The following is a 15,291-nucleotide window of genomic DNA, read 5'->3' as shown; positions in this document are numbered from 1 at the left end:
AGTTTTATTCCTATAAAATGTAAAAATAAATATAACGCTAGATATTAAAGAAGATTTTGCTTTAAAATAATTGGATGAACTTAAAAATAATTAAAAAGAACATGGGTATTTTATATATGGAACTTAAAAATGCTAAAGACAATTGTTGAATTTAAATTTGATGATTATCAGCTATATGATCAAAATTTATCAGCAGAAGACGGAAATACGTTAGTACAGAAAACGGAAGATATTGCACAGTATATTTATAGTATATTGAAAAATAGATATCACTTAAGTATTGAATTAAATGCTGAACGCTGGGGGTGGGAAATAGAAGTACCATTACCTGAGATCACGATGTATATCGGTATTAGTGTTTATGAAGAATATAGTAATGGCTTTGCGATATTCATTTCACCGAATACGCCAATTTTGAGAAGATTTCTTTTTAGAAAATTAGATATTACTCACCATATTATGCTGCTTCAAAATTATATTAACGTCATTTTGAAGTCACATGCGGGTATTTATGATGTGCAATGGTGGGAAGAAAATGAGTTTAGATATGTTGCTGCTCATTAAAATATAATTAGAAAATATGAAATATTATTTATGATTGTTTAGTTAATACAATTAATAAAATATTTTATTGGTCCTTATAGTGGTGAATTTAAGTATGTGAGCTTAATATATGTTCAATATCATGTGGCTCAGATCTGTATGCGAATTTTAGCTTGGAAGAGATTACGTAAATTCTTCTATAACAACCTTCATGATCATGATTACGAAACAATAGTGAGTAGGTGTATTAACTACTTCTTGGTTTTCTTAATTATTGGGAATGTCATTGCGGTATTGCTAGAAACAGTAAATGATCTGTATTACAGCTATCGTATATGGTTTGACTACTTTGAAAATATTTCAATTGCAATTTTTAGTGTTGAATACCTCTTACGCCTCTGGAGTGTAGTAGAGCGTGATCCGACACAAGCTGCATGGAAGCAGCGTTTAGCATGGATGAAAAGCGGAGAGGCACTGATTGACCTCATGGCAATTTTGCCTGCGTATCTAAATTTCTTTGTACGAATAGACCTTCGTATGCTTAGAATTTTACGATTACTTCGACTATTAAAATTAACTCGCTATTTTATTTCTTTGCAAATATTGCTATGTGTTATTAAGCGAGAAAAAGGTTCTTTTCAGGCAGTGATTTTTATTTTAATCATTATGATTATTATGACTGCCTCTGGTATTTATGTGGTTGAGAATAAAGCGCAACCAGAAGCGTTTAGCTCTATTCCTAAAGCAATGTGGTGGGCGGTCGTTACCTTAACCACAGTTGGATACGGCGATGTCACACCTGTGACCAGCTTAGGAAAACTACTAGGAGCTTTAATTACAATTTTAGGGGTAGGGATTGCTGCTTTACCGGCTGGTATTTTAGCTTCCGGTTTAGCCAATGAACTTAACCAACGGAATCAGCGCCTTGAACAAGAGTTTCGTGAGTTACTTCAAGTGCGTGGTATTGACATCATGCATGATGAAGCTGAAATAGAACGTATTCGACAAAAAGTGGGACTACCGAAAGAACAAGCGCATAATCTGATTATCCAAATCATGCGCGAAAAGGTATTAGAAGAAAAAGAATCTGTGAGAGAGAAGAAATGCTATTGTCCATACTGTGGTGAAAAGTTAACAGATTAGTATTTTTATTAAAAAAGCCTAATGAGAATCAGGCTTTTTGAGTTGCTTTTTCTACAGCAAATGCGATGAGCAAGATAATAAGACCACCAAGGCTTAGTACGAAACCTACCCAGATCGGTGCAATCCAGCCCATCTGATGGCTCAGTACCCAACCACCTAAAAATGCTCCTAATGCATTGGCTATATTAAAGGCGGAGTGGTTAAGTGAAGCTGCTAGGGTTTGGGCATCGCCTGCAACGTCCATGAGGCGTGTCTGTAAAGCTCCACCCAAACCCATCACGGTAAGTCCGATTAGGAATAAAGAAGCAATAGCACTATATATATTACTCATCATAAAGCTTGCAATTACGAATGCAATCGCTGAGCTAATAAGTACACCCACAATAGTTTTATTGAGATTTTTATCTGCAAGCCAGCCCGCGGCTAACCCACCAATCACCATCCCGATGCCCCACAGCGCTAATGCAATAGGAACAATCTGGATATTAACTTTAGTGTATTCAGTGAGAATTGGTGAGACATAGCTATATACCGAGAACATACCCCCAAAGCCAATTGCGCCGACTGCAAGGGTTAACCACATATTTATATTTTTAAGCCCAGCTAATTCTGTTTTTATGCTGGCAGTAGCTTGAACTGGAATATTCGGTACAAAGCAAGCGACGGCAATTAAAGTAAAAAATGCAATTGTTGCTGAAAATTCAAAACCTGCTCTCCAACCAAAATGTTGGCCTAACCATGTAGCTAAAGGTACTCCAATAACAGTAGCAACTGTTAAACCCATCATCATTTGTGCAACTGCTGAAGCTCTTCGTGAAGGGCCTGCGAGTTCAGCAGCTACAAGGGCACCGACTCCAAAATATGCACCATGAGGTAATCCCGCAATAAAACGAGAAATTAAAACTGTTTCTGGCGTATGTGCTAAAGCTGTACAGGCATTAGCAATCCCATAAAACAGCATGAGACAAAGCAATAGAGTCTTTCTAGGAACTTTAGCGCCCAAAATAGCAATAATCGGGGCGCCAATCACAACACCTAATGCATAAGCGCTAATAAAATGCCCGGCTTCAGGTACTGTAATCTTTAAATTGTGTGCAATTTCTTGAATAAGCCCCATTGCGACAAATTCTGTAGTGCCGATACAGAAACCGCCTATTGCGAGTGAAAAAATTGCCAAGAAGAGCGAGTAGTTTTGAGGAGAAGATGAAGGGGATTGGGGTGACGCCATAATAAATTAATAAAAGGAAACTCAAAAAAGAAAGTATAAGGGAAAAAAGAGATCAAAATAATAAAAAACTAGAATCTCGAGAGGAAGTTTGCATATTTAAACTAATAACATTTTATCTTTATATTGAATAATTTATCGAAAGTTTTTATTAAATTATATATGATAAGCACGTAATACTTTAGGCATTACAATAAGTTGTATAAATATTTAAGAAATAGAGAATCTAAATCGTGAGAAAATTAAGTATTGCCTGCCTTATGGGCTTGGTTATGTTATCTATGTCTGGTTGCTCAGTCTTTATGGCGGGTAATCAACCAAGTAAAAAAAATTTAAATGTTTTAAATCCGGGTAGTTCTCGCAATTATGTTATTGCCGAGTTTGGAGCACCTGTACTTTCCGAATATCGTGATGGTACAAGAGTCGAAATTTATACTTTCCAGCAAGGTTATCCAAAATGGGCTAAAGTAAGCCGAGCATTTGGCCATGGCATAGCAGATGTTGCCTCATTTGGGCTATGGGAAGTATTTGGAACACCAACTGAAGCATATTTTAGTGGGAAAGAAACCTCTTATGAAGTAACGTATGGGCAAGATGACTTGGTAAAAAGCTTTAAGCTCATCGATTTTGAGCAGGCATTTCCTAAAGCAAAAGCACAATGATGAAATGAAAAGGGCCATAAGGCCTTTTTCTTTGTCTATATAAAAGGTTCACTAATTTCTATTTAATAAAAATATTTACCTTTATATTTATGAAAATTCACTTCTTCTAAAAAGAATTAAGAAAAGTTCAAGTTGAGACAAATTAATTAATATTGTGATAAGATGAATACTGTTCATTAATAGTGATTTATCTAAACTAACTCTAATTGCTGTCAAACAACAGATAAGTTGAAAAATGTTTAGATAAATCTATTTGTTCAGGCTTTTGCCCATGTTAGAAATTCGTCATCTTAAAACTTTGGTTGCCTTACGTGAACATGGTTCACTTGTTGCGGCTGCTAATGATCTGTGTTTAACACCATCTGCTATTTCTCACCAATTAAAAGAATTAGATCATTGGTATGGTGTAGAAGTGGTGAATCGTCGAAGTAGACCTGTTAGTTTTTCAAATGTTGGACAGCGTTTACTCAAATTGGCTGATGATGTATTACCACAAATTCAGATCACACAAAGCGATATTACGCGAATTGTTCATGGGCAAACAGGCAGAATTATTTTTTCCTCAGAATGTCATAGCTGTTTTGACTGGTTAATGCCTTTATTAAATCAATATCGACAGCAGTATCCAGACGTAGACTTAGACTTTGCTTCGGGCTTTGAAGCAAATCCACATGAGCTTTTACAAAATGGTGAGTTTGATTTACTTATTACAGCCGATCCGATCGCATTAAAAGGAATCGAGTATTTTCCAATTTTTGAATATGAGTCGCGTTTGGTTTTATCAAATACTCATCGATTGGTTCGTGCTGAACATATTACAGTTCAAGACTTAGCTGAAGAGGTTCTCATTACTTATCCGGTAGATAAGCACCGTTTAGATATTATGTCGAAACTATTTATACCGGCAAATATTCAACCAAAACAGATTCGAACTACAGATTTAACGCAAATGTTGATTCAACTTGTAGCGAGTGGTCGAGGCATTGCTGCTTTACCAGACTGGGTCGTGAATGAATATGAACAAAAGGGTTGGGTAACTAGCCGCCGTTTAGACTGTGTTTCTGCAACGGGTTTAAGACGTACATTATATGCAGGCTACCGAACTGAAGAAAAAGAGAAGAGCTATTTTGAAGGATTTTTAAAGCAGTTAGAAAAGTTCTCTTTAAAACGTAATGCTTATTATTCTGGATAAAAAATTAATTGAGCTTAAGTGTTAAAAAGGTGCGATTAAGCACCTTTTTAATATCTGTAATTTTATTTACCAATGAATAAGGACAGCAAGCCTGCAGCAATCAGGGGACCAACAGGGACGCCTCGGAGTAAAGCAACGCCCGCAACTGTACCAATAAGTAAGCCTGCCACAACATCAGGTTGGCTTGACATAAGTTTCACACCACGTCCACCTAGCCAAGCCACAAGTAGACCAATAGCAATAGCCAGCAAAGATTTAAAACTTATAAAGGATTTTAAAATACTCTCTCCGCTAAGCTTACCACTGGCAATTGGAGTCAGTACGCCAATGGTTAAAATGAGAATTCCTAGGTTAAGACCATGAGCTTGAATATAAGGAAAAAATTGATTTAACGGTGTGATTTTAATGACGATTAAGATGCCTGCGGCAATCGTTACAGCTGCATTTTGACTTAGTAAACCGCAGATAAGTAGAACTAATAAGACAACTAAATTAACATCAAATTGGGCGAGCATGAGAAGCGGCAAGAAAAGCAAATAATTTGAATTGTATAATAATTAAGAGCCAAAATGTGAGGGCTTTTTAAACGTGGAATAGTGTAAAGGAAGCGTTTTCAAGAAAAAAATTAATGTATATGACTCAATGATAAGGAGTTTTATTTTTAGTTACGCTTGGTCACAATGTTATATAAATTAACAACTTAAAAGACCATTCGTTTGAGAGATTATGATATAAAAAATAATCAATACTTATAACTACAGGGTCAGCCATATGGATATTATAGATATCAAGATTAAAGATCAGTTCGACAAAATTTATGATGCGAAAGCACAATTGAAGAAAAATTTAGTTGAACATGAAAATGAGCCTTTAAAGTTAAGTCAGCGTATCGAACATATTATTGTGGATAATGAGATCATTTTGCCTACAACAGAATTATTATTTGAAAGTGAGCAAAACGAAAAAATTTATCGAGTCATTGAAGAATAATTTGAAGATGATGGAAGTTAAGAACAAAGTTGATAAAGCAAAAACGTAATAAAGCTCTGAAACTGAGTTAAAATAATGGTTTAGTTCTAAAGAGAAAGCTTTATGCTGCTGGAAAAAATTTTGCAATCACAAGGGTTTGGTTCACGTAAATATTGCCAGCAGTTAATAAAAAATGGTTCTGTAAGTATTGAGGGAGAGATTGTCACTGATCTCAAAAAACAGTTTTCTCCTGAAAATTTAGAATTTTCTTTGTTTGGGGAAACTTATCAATATCGGGAAAAAGTTTACCTCGCTTTAAAAAAGCCGCAAGGTTTTGAGTGCTCACACAATCCTCAGCATCATCAAAGTGTTTTTAGTTTATTGCCTGAAATCATGATTCAACGGGGTGTGCAAGCAATTGGCCGCTTAGATCAAGATACAACGGGCTTACTCTTACTCACTGATGATGGTAAATATTTACAAGCTTTAACTCATCCTCGTAAACATGTCCCAAAGGTTTATCATGTGACGACTATTGATTCAGTCACACCTGAGCAAATTGAAATGCTTACTCAGGGGGTTAATTTAAATCAAGAAAAAGGTGTGTTTGCTGCGACAGATGTAGCACTGCTAGGGTCTCATCAATTAACAATGACCATTCATCAAGGCGTTTATCATCAAGTAAAAAGAATGATTGCAGCTGTTGGCAATAAAGTCGAAAAATTACATCGACATCAAATCGGTCAATTGGTTTTACCAGAGATTGAGGAAGGGGATTGGGTATATTTGTCGGAGGAGGAAAAGCAACTCGCTCAAAATATTATTTAAGAAAGCAATGGAATGTCTGAAATTCACTGTCTCGAATAAATCCCATTTTTTCATAGAGACGGTGAGATTCATGATTATTCGTTTGAGTCTCTAAACTAATACGTAAAGCATTTTCTTGTTTTGCAAATAAAATAGCTGTATCAATGAGCTGTTTTGCTGAACCCTGACGTCGGAACATAGGGGTAACATAGACATCATCTAAGATATAGTAAGTAGAGCAAGCAACTGAAGAAAAACCTAAATAAAGCAAAACGAAACCTGTGATTTTTTCATCCTTAATGTGGATAAAAAACACACTTTCTTTATTCTCAAAACGTTGTTTTAAAAAATGATGTGATTCATCAAGATTAGAAGATGCACCATAAAATTGACGGTATTCATCAAATAGAACAGCAAGTTGACTTAGATCTTCATAGGTCGCTCGTCTTACAATCATTAGGCGCTCCTTGTATTTATGTTTATATTTTTACAAAGAGAGCATAACTAAAAAAGACGCCAATAGACGTTAAAAGTTGTTTAAAAATGCAACACCGTTAAGTTTTGTCACTTTCACCTAATAGAGCATTTAGCTCTTCAAATAAATCTTCATGGTCATCATCTTCATTTAAATTTGAAGGGTTCTGATTTAATGAAGTTGCTTTTGCTTTTCTCAGTTTTAATAATTGTTCCATATTAATGTTCTGATTTTCGATAGCAAAAGGAATAGATTTAGTTAAGACGACTTGTTTAAAGAACAGTCGTACCGCTTGGGCAGGGGTAATTCCCAATTGTTTAAAAACAGCAAAAGCTTGTTTTTTCTCTTGGGAGTCAAGTCGAACCTGATAAACTTCTGTTTTTCGCATGAATAACAAAACCAAATGATTTTTAATTTTTAGGGATTTATTTTAAACCATCGGAATGTAATTTCAATGTCTTTCAGCATAAAAAATAATCTTTTTGTCATTACGATGAGATTACAGTGTCAATTCAAGTTGTGAATTGAAAACCATTTCCTGTTTTGTTAGCGGGTCTATAAAAGAAATTTGCTTAGCTAGAAGCTGTAAGGGCTGATAAAAATCATCATCGGCTTTATGTTGAACTATAGGATAAAACGGATCATTTTTAATCGGTATACCTAAATGATTTAAATGAACGCGGAGTTGATGTTGTTTGCCGGTGGTTGGCGTTAAACAATATTTAGCCCATGAGTGATTATGTTCAAGCAGCTCAATTTTAGTTTCGGTATTGGTTTTTGTGTGTGCAATCACCTGCATTGTATAAAAGGGAGTGCCTTTATCTAAATACAATTTTAATATCTGAGGGAATTTTAATTCAGCTTTATAGGCAGCGATTGCATGGTAAATTTTATGAACTTCTCGATCTGCAAATAACTGTTGGTAAATTCCACGTGACTGCGGTCGTTTGCAAAATAAAACGACACCAGCAGTTTCACGGTCTAGTCGGTGGATTGGTGTTAAAAACTCATTGCCCGTTTGTTTTTTTAAACGCACCAATAACGTTTCTTGGACATATTGCCCTGTTGGGCTAATGGTTAAAAAGTGTGGTTTATCTACAACCAGCAAGTCATCATTTTCAAATAAAATTTGATGCTCAAAGGGAACATGTACTTCGTTAGCAAGGAATCGGTAATAAAAAATATGCGTGTTTGCTATATAAGGGCTGTCTAATGTTAATTTTTCGCCATTTTCTGCATAAATAAGTCCATCTTGGAAACGTTGCTGCCACTCTATTGCTTTTATATGAGGAAAGTTTTCACAAAGAAATTGATAGATGGTTTGTGCAGTGGTTTGTGGAGGAAGATAGACTTGGCTTGCGCTTACGCCATCAATCATAGGTGGGAAAAATTCAATCGGGCTAGACATAAAAATGTGTCAATATTTAATAAATGTGATGTAAAAAAAGCCAACTTTAAGCACTTAAGTAGGCTTTAAAGCAGGGCAATGGTATCATATCGATTATTTTGAATCATGTTATGTGTGTTATGTCGTATTCATTGAAAATGGTCTTAAATCATGAAGAAGATACCCAGCGTTTAGCTCAGGCATTGGCGCAGCATGTTCAAGCTGGCGTGATTTATCTGATTGGAGATTTGGGCGCCGGTAAAACGACATTGACCCGTTATTTTTTGCAAGCTCTAGGGCATAAAGGCTCGGTTAAAAGTCCGACATATACGTTGGTTGAACCATATAAAATCAATAATAAAGAAATTTTTCATTTTGACTTATATCGTCTTAATGATCCTTATGAACTTGAATTAATGGGAATCCGTGATTATTTAGATATTCAGGATGCACTATTTTTATTTGAGTGGCCTTCGAAAGGTGGAGACGAAATCCCTGAGGCAGATATCGTCATTGATATTCAAAAATCAGATGATGAACTCAATCGTTTCGTCACCTTAACTTTACCAACAGAGCATTTGTACCAGACTTTGCAGGAACAGCTTCATGACTGATGAAAAGCTAACACAACGTCGTATTCATACATTAGACGCCGCGTTAGCCAACCAGATTGCTGCTGGTGAGGTGATTGAACGTCCCTCATCGGTCGTAAAAGAATTATTAGAAAACTCAATTGATGCAGGTGCAACTGAGTTAATTGTGCGGATTGCACAAGGCGGCTCAACATTAATCGAAATTATTGACAATGGACATGGAATTCATCCTGATGATTTACCATTGGCAGTGATGCGCCATGCAACCAGTAAAATTAAAACAGCAGAAGATTTACACGCGATTGTAAGCTTAGGTTTCCGTGGTGAAGCACTTGCTTCTATTGCTGCAGTTTCACGATTGACTTTAACCAGTAGCCAAGATGAAAGCGGAATTGGTCATCAGGTTGAGGTGAATGGTACCGCCTTTGATCATCAACAAGTCCAAGCTGTTGCTGCACAAAAGGGCACCCATATTCGAGTTCAGGACTTGTTTTTTAATGTACCTGCTCGTCGTAAATTTTTAAAAAAGCCAACCACTGAATTTGGGCATATTGAAGAAATTGTACGTCGTTTGGCTTTAACACATTTTGATATACGTTTTGTACTTGAGCACAATGACAATATTCGAATTAATTTACCAATAGCAGATAGCGGTGAATTAAGATTTCAGCGTGTACAGCAATTATTGGGTCAACAGTTTGTTCAAAATGCTTACTGGATCGACGCAGAAAGTATTAACATGCGTTTGTCAGGTTGGCTAGGGCATCCTTCTGATGCACGTGCTCAAGCAGACTTACAATATGTGTATGTAAATGGCCGAATTGTGAAAGATAAAACTATTTCACATGCTTTAAGAATGGCATACGACGGTATTTTACATGGTCATCAGCATTCATCTTATTTGCTTTTCTTAGAAGTCGACCCTGAAAATATTGATGTTAACGTTCATCCGACGAAACATGAGATTCGTTTTCTAAATCAACGAGAAGTACATGAGTTTGTCAGACATTATGCTAAAGAAACGTTAGCACAATTTCAGACCGCTAGTGCTGATTTGGCACAAGCCATGAAAGTAGATGATACTCAAAATCTTTCGGTACAACCTCAGCCTAAATATCAAGAACAATTCACATTACATCGTACAGAGCAAGCTGTTGATACAACTCTAGATAAGCCGAATAGTTCTCAACCTTCGACTGAGCTTTTAACTGATTTTAATAATAGTCGTCCCCAAGCTGTTCACTATGCAGAACAAACTCCAAAATATAATGGTTCTGCGCAGTTAAATAATGCATTAAAGACTTATTTGGCGCCATTACGAGATCAACCTGCTACCAATTTTTCTGTTGATGAAAATGTTGAACCAGTTGCTAAGATAGATGAATTTCCATTAGGTATCGCAATTGCTCAGCTTCATGGAATTTATATTCTGGCGCAAAATACTGAAGGTTTGATTATTGTTGATATGCATGCAGCGCATGAACGTATTTTGCTGCAACAAATGAAAAATGCTTGGGATAAACCTGAGTTTTGGACATCTCAACAGTTACTTATACCTAAAGTCATTTCAATTAGTCGTATGCAAGCGGTACGGGTCGAAGACTTAAAGTCTCAGCTTGAGCGTTTGGGGCTAGAAATTGATTTATATGGCGATGAGCAAGTCATTGTGCGTGGTGTGCCGGCTATTTTGCAAAAAGCAGATTTTGAAAATCTTATTCCTGAACTTCTTAATGATTTAGATCCAAATGATGAAGCTCAGGGATTATTGCAAAAGCGTGATGAACTGTTAGCTGGTATGGCATGCCATGGGGCAGTGCGAGCACATCGACAACTTAGCCTCTCAGAAATGAACGCTTTACTTCGCCAAATGGAACAAACTGAATTTGCCAGTCAATGTAACCATGGTCGTCCAACTTGGCGTGCATTTCCATTATCTCAACTAGATAAATTATTTGCTCGAGGAGAGTAGTTTTACATGTCAAATCAATTGCCCGTCATCAATTTAATGGGACCAACTGCAAGCGGAAAAACCGCTTTGGCATGTGAACTTTATGAGCGTGGAGGTTTTGAATTAATTTCAGTTGATTCGGCTCTTGTATATAAAGACATGGATATTGGTACGGCTAAACCAACACGTGAAGAGCAGGAGCTATATCCACATCATTTAATAGATATTATTACTCCACTTGAGGTCTATTCGGCTGCCCAGTTTGTTGAAGATGCTTGTGTTTTAATTGACGAGATGCATTCACGCGGCAAAACTCCTATTTTGGTAGGAGGAACCATGCTTTATTTCAAGGCGCTCCTAGAAGGATTATCAAGTAACTTGCCAAGCGCAGATGCAAATGTTCGTGCAGCAATTGAAGAAAAAGCAGCGAATGAAGGGTGGCAAGCTGTTTATGATGAACTGGTGGCAGTAGATCCGGCAGCTGGTGTGAAATTCAAGGTTTCTGATAAACAAAGAATTATTCGCGCGTTAGAAGTTTATCGTATTACAGGTCAACCAATTACCAAATTGCAGGCAGAACAACCAAAAAACGTACCATATCGATACATATTTCATAACTATGCTTTGCTTCCAGATCGGTTAGAATTACATCAACGCATTGAGCAAAGATTAAGCAAAATGTGGGATATCGGTTTTTTGAGTGAAGTTGAATCTCTAATTGAAAAATACGATTTAGATGAAAATTTACCCTCTATGCGTTCTGTTGGTTATCGACAAGCTCTAGAATTTCTATTAAAAAGTGATATGAGTCTCAAAAAAAAGCAAGAAATGGAGGATAAAGCCTTATTTGCAACACGACAACTTGCCAAACGTCAATATACGTGGTTACGTTCTTTGCAAGAAATACACGATTTTAAAACTTACTTGACGATAAAGCAGGCGAAAGAAGACTTGCGAAACTCTTATGGATAAAGCAAAATTTGCACACTGTCTTTTTATAATTTTTAGTTGAAAAATAAAGATAGTTTTTTTGCGCTGATTTAAAAATTTTTTTTGGAGTTAAAAATGTCTAAAGGTCAAACTTTACAAGATCCGTTCTTAAATTCTCTCCGTAAAGAACGTATCCCAGTTTCTATTTTCCTTGTTAACGGTATTAAATTACAAGGTCATATTGAATCTTTTGACCAATATGTTGTTTTATTAAAAAATACTGTAAGTCAAATGGTTTACAAACACGCAATTTCTACAGTTGTTCCAGCTCGTAACCCACGTCCAGCAGGTGCACAAGGTGCAGGTTTCCCAGCTCAGGGTGGTAGTCAAGGTGGCTTCGGTGGTCAAGGCGCTGGCTTTGGTGGTGCTCAAGGCGCTGGCTTCGGTGGTCAAGGTGGCTTCGGTGGTCAAGGTGGCTTCGGTGGTCAAGGTGGCTTCGGCGGTCAAGGCGGCTTCGGTGGTCAAGGTGGCTTCGGTGGTCAAGGTGGCTTCGGTGGTCAAGGCGGCTTCGGTGGTCATCAAGGCGGTTTCGACAACGATTCTAAATTTGAAGATGGTCAAGACGACGAAAATAATCGTTAATTGATTAGCTTAGAAAAACCAGTCAGTGATGGCTGGTTTTTTTATGGCTTTAAAAATATAAAAAGTATAATCAGATATTTGTAGTGCATCTCGCTTTCTTGAAAATTCAGTTTAATAGGTTATTCGCAAATGATATTAATATTTGCTGCGGCGCTGTGCAGTGTTCTGGTGTCTGTATTACTAAAAAATTTAAAGAAAAAGGGCTATCAACCCATGCAAATGATTGCATGGAATTATGCAAGTGCCAGCTTGTTATGTTATTGGTGGTTTAAGCCAGATATTCAGCATATTTCTATACAACACATGCCTTGGTGGCTAATCGTTGCTTTAGGCATCATTTTACCGAGTATTTTTTTATGTCTTGCGAAATCCTTAGAGCATGCCGGTATCGTCAAAACAGAAATTGCTCAGCGATTGTCAGTGGTACTTTCTTTATTAGCAGCTTATTTCTTTTTTCAGGAACGGTTTAATTCTCTTAAATTATTAGGTATTGGTTTAGGAATTTTTGCTGTTATTTTAATCGTATTTGGACAGATAAATGGCACTTCAGGCCATCAATCGAAAAAAGCAATTCTTGCTTTAATGAGTGTCTGGTTTGGTTATGCTGCTGTAGATGTCTTGTTAAAATACACGAGTAGTTTGGGGCTACAATTTACGTTAACTTTGAATCTAATTTTTATTACAGCCTTTATATTATCAATAGTTTATTTATTATTCCAAAAAAAGTCAGCATGGAATTTTAAAAATACTGTGGCTGGATTAATACTAGGTGTACTTAATTTTTCAAACATTGCCTTGTATGTTAAAGCACATATTTTACTTAAAGATTCACCAGCGATTGTCTTTGCAAGCATGAATATTCTAGTGGTATTACTTGGGATAGTTTGTGGTGTAGTTTTATATAAAGAAAAATTAAAACTCCCAACGATTTTAGGAACGATTTTGGGAATAAGTGGATTGGTTTGTTTAGCCTTAGCTATGAAATAGGAGTTCAAAAGACTGTTCTTTTGAACTCTGCTAATCTTATAAATGTGTAAAAATAACTTCATCTGGCAGACGAGATTTTGGCAACTTCGCATTGAAATCATTTTCACTTCTATAGCCAAGTGAGACAATGACAGAGCTACGTAAGCCTTTTTCTTTTAAGCCAAATTCTTCATTTAAAACATCTTCGTCGAAGCCACCCATTGGGGTTGCATCTATGCCTTCAAGACCAGCTGCAAAAAGTAGTTGTCCTAAAGCGATAAAAGTTTGGTTTTCCATCCAGCCAAATAAATTTTTTTGTTCATTGCGATAAAACTCAACGTAGCCATGACGTGTATCTTTTTGACCAAGTTTTGCTTTTTCATCTTTAAATCGACCGCTTAAATCATCTTGCTCAAGTAATTGATTTAAATATTCGGGTGAAATATCTGTTCTTGTACAAAATACAAGCGTATGTGATGACTCAAGAACTTTAGGAGCATTATAGGCATATCGCCCTGTTAAGGCTTTAGCAATGCGTTCTTTAGCAGCAAGATTGTCAGCCACCAAGAAATGCCAAGGTTGAATATTCACTGAAGAAGGGGTGAAGCGTAAAATTTCTAATAATTTATTAAATTTTTCTTTGGGAATTTTTTTCTCAGGATCATACGCTTTTGTGGTGTAGCGACTTTTAACCGTATTTAGTAAATCCATACTTACTCCATATCAATCTTATTACAATCGAAGTGTTCTAATCTTTGGCATGATACGCGATTTTGTAGGAAAACATCTGCATTTTAATGTGATAAAGAAATATAATACTTATATAAATTTTTTAATAATTTATTGAAAATGTTTGATTTAATGCCCAAAGATGCAAAGAGTAAGCTGCGAGAAATTAGAGTTGTTAAAGCCTTTATTATTCTTATATTTGTATTGAGTCTTCTTATTTTATATATTGATTATCACAATCATGCATATATAAGTTGGAAATTTATATTTATTGCTAGTATGTGTGTGATTTACGATTCTGATTTAAATAAAAAAATTAAAGAATTAAAAGTTCAAATAAAAAGTGACTAATTTCTAACTAATAATTCCAGACAATCAATTCGAGCTGTTGCGTATTTGAAGAGGGATCAATTTCTAAAATTTGTGCGTGATCTTCTTTCCAGTCACCGAGTACAATCCGTTGTTTATGCTGTACTTCATGAATAGCTGGACGATGAGTGTGTCCATGAATAAGTATGTCTATATCTTTTAGGGCGGAGAGCACGGCTTGTTCATTCACATCCATAATCTCATAACTTTTTTGCTGTTTGTCCGAATGGCTTCTTTTACGAAAACCATTGACAAGTTTCGTGCGGAAACTTAGAGGTGTTCGACGTAAAAAAGCGACTAAAAGGGGATTTCGAATAATTTTTTTAAATCTTTGATAAGAAATATCATCCGTACATAACGCATCGCCATGTTCTAGACGGTATTGGTGACCTGCAATATTAAGATAATAAATATCGGGGAGTAATACACCATTAAACTTATTGAGGAAAACCTGATTTAGAGCAAAGTCGCGGTTACCGACTTGAAAGTAAACACGATTACCTTTTTCATTAAAAGCTTTTAAAGCTTCAACAATTTCGTCGAGCCAAGGAGCTGAATAATCGTCACCAATCCAAGCATTAAACCAGTCACCTAAAATATAAAGCTGTGTTTGTTTATTTTGATAATGTACCAACAAATCTAAAAACCCTCGAACGAGTCGAGGGTGTTCAGGTGACAAATGTAAATCTGAAATAAACAGATAGGTCACAG

At 36.1% G+C, this 15,291-nt stretch carries 19 protein-coding genes; 12 read left to right on the top strand and 7 right to left on the bottom strand.

Translation table 11 applies throughout. The annotated features are described in order from the left end of the window. Nucleotides 1-129: 129 nt before the first annotated feature. Together ABLC00_RS11690 and ABLC00_RS11685 are read left to right on the top strand one after the other, a co-directional pair. On the top strand, nt 130-564 hold the full coding sequence (locus ABLC00_RS11690; protein WP_002049000.1) for a hypothetical protein: 435 nt from the start codon (nt 130-132) through the stop codon (nt 562-564). Nucleotides 565-702: 138 nt separating this feature from the next. After that, the gene (locus ABLC00_RS11685; RefSeq protein ID WP_033846022.1) at nt 703-1,686 is read left to right on the top strand and encodes an ion transporter; all 984 of its coding nucleotides are present in this window, start codon (nt 703-705) and stop codon (nt 1,684-1,686) included. A gap of 28 nt (nt 1,687-1,714) precedes the next feature. Here ABLC00_RS11685 and ABLC00_RS11680 read toward each other — a convergent pair whose 3' ends face one another. Beyond that, nucleotides 1,715-2,914, bottom strand: a complete 1,200-nt coding sequence (locus ABLC00_RS11680) for an MFS transporter (RefSeq protein ID WP_033846021.1) — start codon at nt 2,912-2,914, stop codon at nt 1,715-1,717. 230 nt (nt 2,915-3,144) lie between these two features. On the opposite strand from ABLC00_RS11680, the gene ABLC00_RS11675 reads away from it, so the two are divergent. Both ABLC00_RS11675 and ABLC00_RS11670 read left to right on the top strand, forming a co-directional pair. Further along, a complete protein-coding gene (locus ABLC00_RS11675; RefSeq protein WP_004708124.1) occupies nt 3,145-3,573 on the top strand; it encodes a hypothetical protein in 429 nt (142 codons plus the stop codon). A gap of 271 nt (nt 3,574-3,844) precedes the next feature. Further along, nucleotides 3,845-4,765 (top strand): LysR family transcriptional regulator, encoded by a 921-nt coding sequence (locus ABLC00_RS11670; RefSeq protein ID WP_002048985.1) that lies wholly within the window; start codon nt 3,845-3,847, stop codon nt 4,763-4,765. A 62-nt stretch (nt 4,766-4,827) separates the two neighbouring features. Here ABLC00_RS11670 and ABLC00_RS11665 read toward each other — a convergent pair whose 3' ends face one another. After that, the gene (locus tag ABLC00_RS11665; protein ID WP_002049035.1) at nt 4,828-5,280 is read right to left on the bottom strand and encodes a DUF441 domain-containing protein; all 453 of its coding nucleotides are present in this window, start codon (nt 5,278-5,280) and stop codon (nt 4,828-4,830) included. Nucleotides 5,281-5,536: 256 nt separating this feature from the next. On the opposite strand from ABLC00_RS11665, the gene ABLC00_RS11660 reads away from it, so the two are divergent. Both ABLC00_RS11660 and ABLC00_RS11655 read left to right on the top strand, forming a co-directional pair. Continuing rightward, nucleotides 5,537-5,755 (top strand): hypothetical protein, encoded by a 219-nt coding sequence (locus ABLC00_RS11660; protein ID WP_002049030.1) that lies wholly within the window; start codon nt 5,537-5,539, stop codon nt 5,753-5,755. A gap of 102 nt (nt 5,756-5,857) precedes the next feature. Beyond that, the gene (locus ABLC00_RS11655; RefSeq protein ID WP_033846020.1) at nt 5,858-6,562 is read left to right on the top strand and encodes a pseudouridine synthase; all 705 of its coding nucleotides are present in this window, start codon (nt 5,858-5,860) and stop codon (nt 6,560-6,562) included. On the opposite strand, the gene ABLC00_RS11650 is transcribed toward ABLC00_RS11655, so the two are convergent. The 3 genes from ABLC00_RS11650 to ABLC00_RS11640 all read right to left on the bottom strand — a co-directional run bounded on the left by ABLC00_RS11650 (nt 6,555) and on the right by ABLC00_RS11640 (nt 8,424). After that, nucleotides 6,555-6,998, bottom strand: coding sequence for a GNAT family N-acetyltransferase (locus tag ABLC00_RS11650; protein ID WP_002049009.1), 444 nt, complete (start codon nt 6,996-6,998; stop codon nt 6,555-6,557). The two genes, ABLC00_RS11655 and ABLC00_RS11650, sit on opposite strands and share 8 nt — an antisense overlap. A 97-nt stretch (nt 6,999-7,095) precedes the next feature. Next, nucleotides 7,096-7,404: a type II toxin-antitoxin system RelB/DinJ family antitoxin gene (locus tag ABLC00_RS11645; protein ID WP_002049033.1), complete on the bottom strand. Its 309-nt coding sequence runs from the start codon at nt 7,402-7,404 to the stop codon at nt 7,096-7,098. Nucleotides 7,405-7,515: 111 nt separating this feature from the next. Continuing rightward, nucleotides 7,516-8,424: a pseudouridine synthase gene (locus ABLC00_RS11640; protein ID WP_033846019.1), complete on the bottom strand. Its 909-nt coding sequence runs from the start codon at nt 8,422-8,424 to the stop codon at nt 7,516-7,518. A gap of 119 nt (nt 8,425-8,543) precedes the next feature. Between ABLC00_RS11640 and tsaE the strand changes: the two genes are divergently transcribed. The 5 genes from tsaE to ABLC00_RS11615 all read left to right on the top strand — a co-directional run bounded on the left by tsaE (nt 8,544) and on the right by ABLC00_RS11615 (nt 13,503). Continuing rightward, nucleotides 8,544-9,017 (top strand): tRNA (adenosine(37)-N6)-threonylcarbamoyltransferase complex ATPase subunit type 1 TsaE, encoded by a 474-nt coding sequence (gene tsaE / locus ABLC00_RS11635; RefSeq protein ID WP_002049012.1) that lies wholly within the window; start codon nt 8,544-8,546, stop codon nt 9,015-9,017. After that, entirely contained in the window at nt 9,010-10,965 is a 1,956-nt protein-coding gene (gene mutL / locus ABLC00_RS11630) for a DNA mismatch repair endonuclease MutL (RefSeq protein WP_004886549.1), read from the top strand. Before tsaE ends, mutL begins: the two co-directional genes overlap by 8 nt. 6 nt (nt 10,966-10,971) lie before the next feature. Next, nucleotides 10,972-11,916 (top strand): tRNA (adenosine(37)-N6)-dimethylallyltransferase MiaA, encoded by a 945-nt coding sequence (gene miaA / locus ABLC00_RS11625; RefSeq protein ID WP_004886550.1) that lies wholly within the window; start codon nt 10,972-10,974, stop codon nt 11,914-11,916. Nucleotides 11,917-12,009: 93 nt separating this feature from the next. Beyond that, nucleotides 12,010-12,516, top strand: a complete 507-nt coding sequence (gene hfq / locus ABLC00_RS11620; RefSeq protein ID WP_000033651.1) for an RNA chaperone Hfq — start codon at nt 12,010-12,012, stop codon at nt 12,514-12,516. 129 nt (nt 12,517-12,645) lie between these two features. Further along, on the top strand, nt 12,646-13,503 hold the full coding sequence (locus tag ABLC00_RS11615; RefSeq protein ID WP_004886552.1) for a DMT family transporter: 858 nt from the start codon (nt 12,646-12,648) through the stop codon (nt 13,501-13,503). Between the two features lie 36 nt (nt 13,504-13,539). Here ABLC00_RS11615 and nfsB read toward each other — a convergent pair whose 3' ends face one another. Continuing rightward, nucleotides 13,540-14,193, bottom strand: coding sequence for an oxygen-insensitive NAD(P)H nitroreductase (nfsB, locus tag ABLC00_RS11610; RefSeq protein WP_002048986.1), 654 nt, complete (start codon nt 14,191-14,193; stop codon nt 13,540-13,542). 138 nt (nt 14,194-14,331) lie between these two features. Here nfsB and ABLC00_RS11605 point away from each other — a divergent pair, with 138 nt between their 5' ends. Then, on the top strand, nt 14,332-14,562 hold the full coding sequence (locus ABLC00_RS11605; RefSeq protein ID WP_002048982.1) for a hypothetical protein: 231 nt from the start codon (nt 14,332-14,334) through the stop codon (nt 14,560-14,562). Between the two features lie 7 nt (nt 14,563-14,569). Here the strand turns inward: ABLC00_RS11605 and ABLC00_RS11600 are convergent, their stop codons facing one another. Further along, complete coding sequence (locus ABLC00_RS11600) at nt 14,570-15,289, bottom strand: UDP-2,3-diacylglucosamine diphosphatase (RefSeq protein ID WP_004886553.1); 720 nt, start codon at nt 15,287-15,289, stop codon at nt 14,570-14,572. Between the last annotated feature and the right edge of the window lie 2 nt (nt 15,290-15,291).

The organism is Acinetobacter nosocomialis (assembly GCF_041021905.1).
Taxonomy (GTDB): domain Bacteria; phylum Pseudomonadota; class Gammaproteobacteria; order Pseudomonadales; family Moraxellaceae; genus Acinetobacter; species Acinetobacter nosocomialis.
The sequence above is the reverse complement of the archived record's forward strand: the minus strand, read 5'-3'. Positions and strand labels throughout refer to the sequence as shown.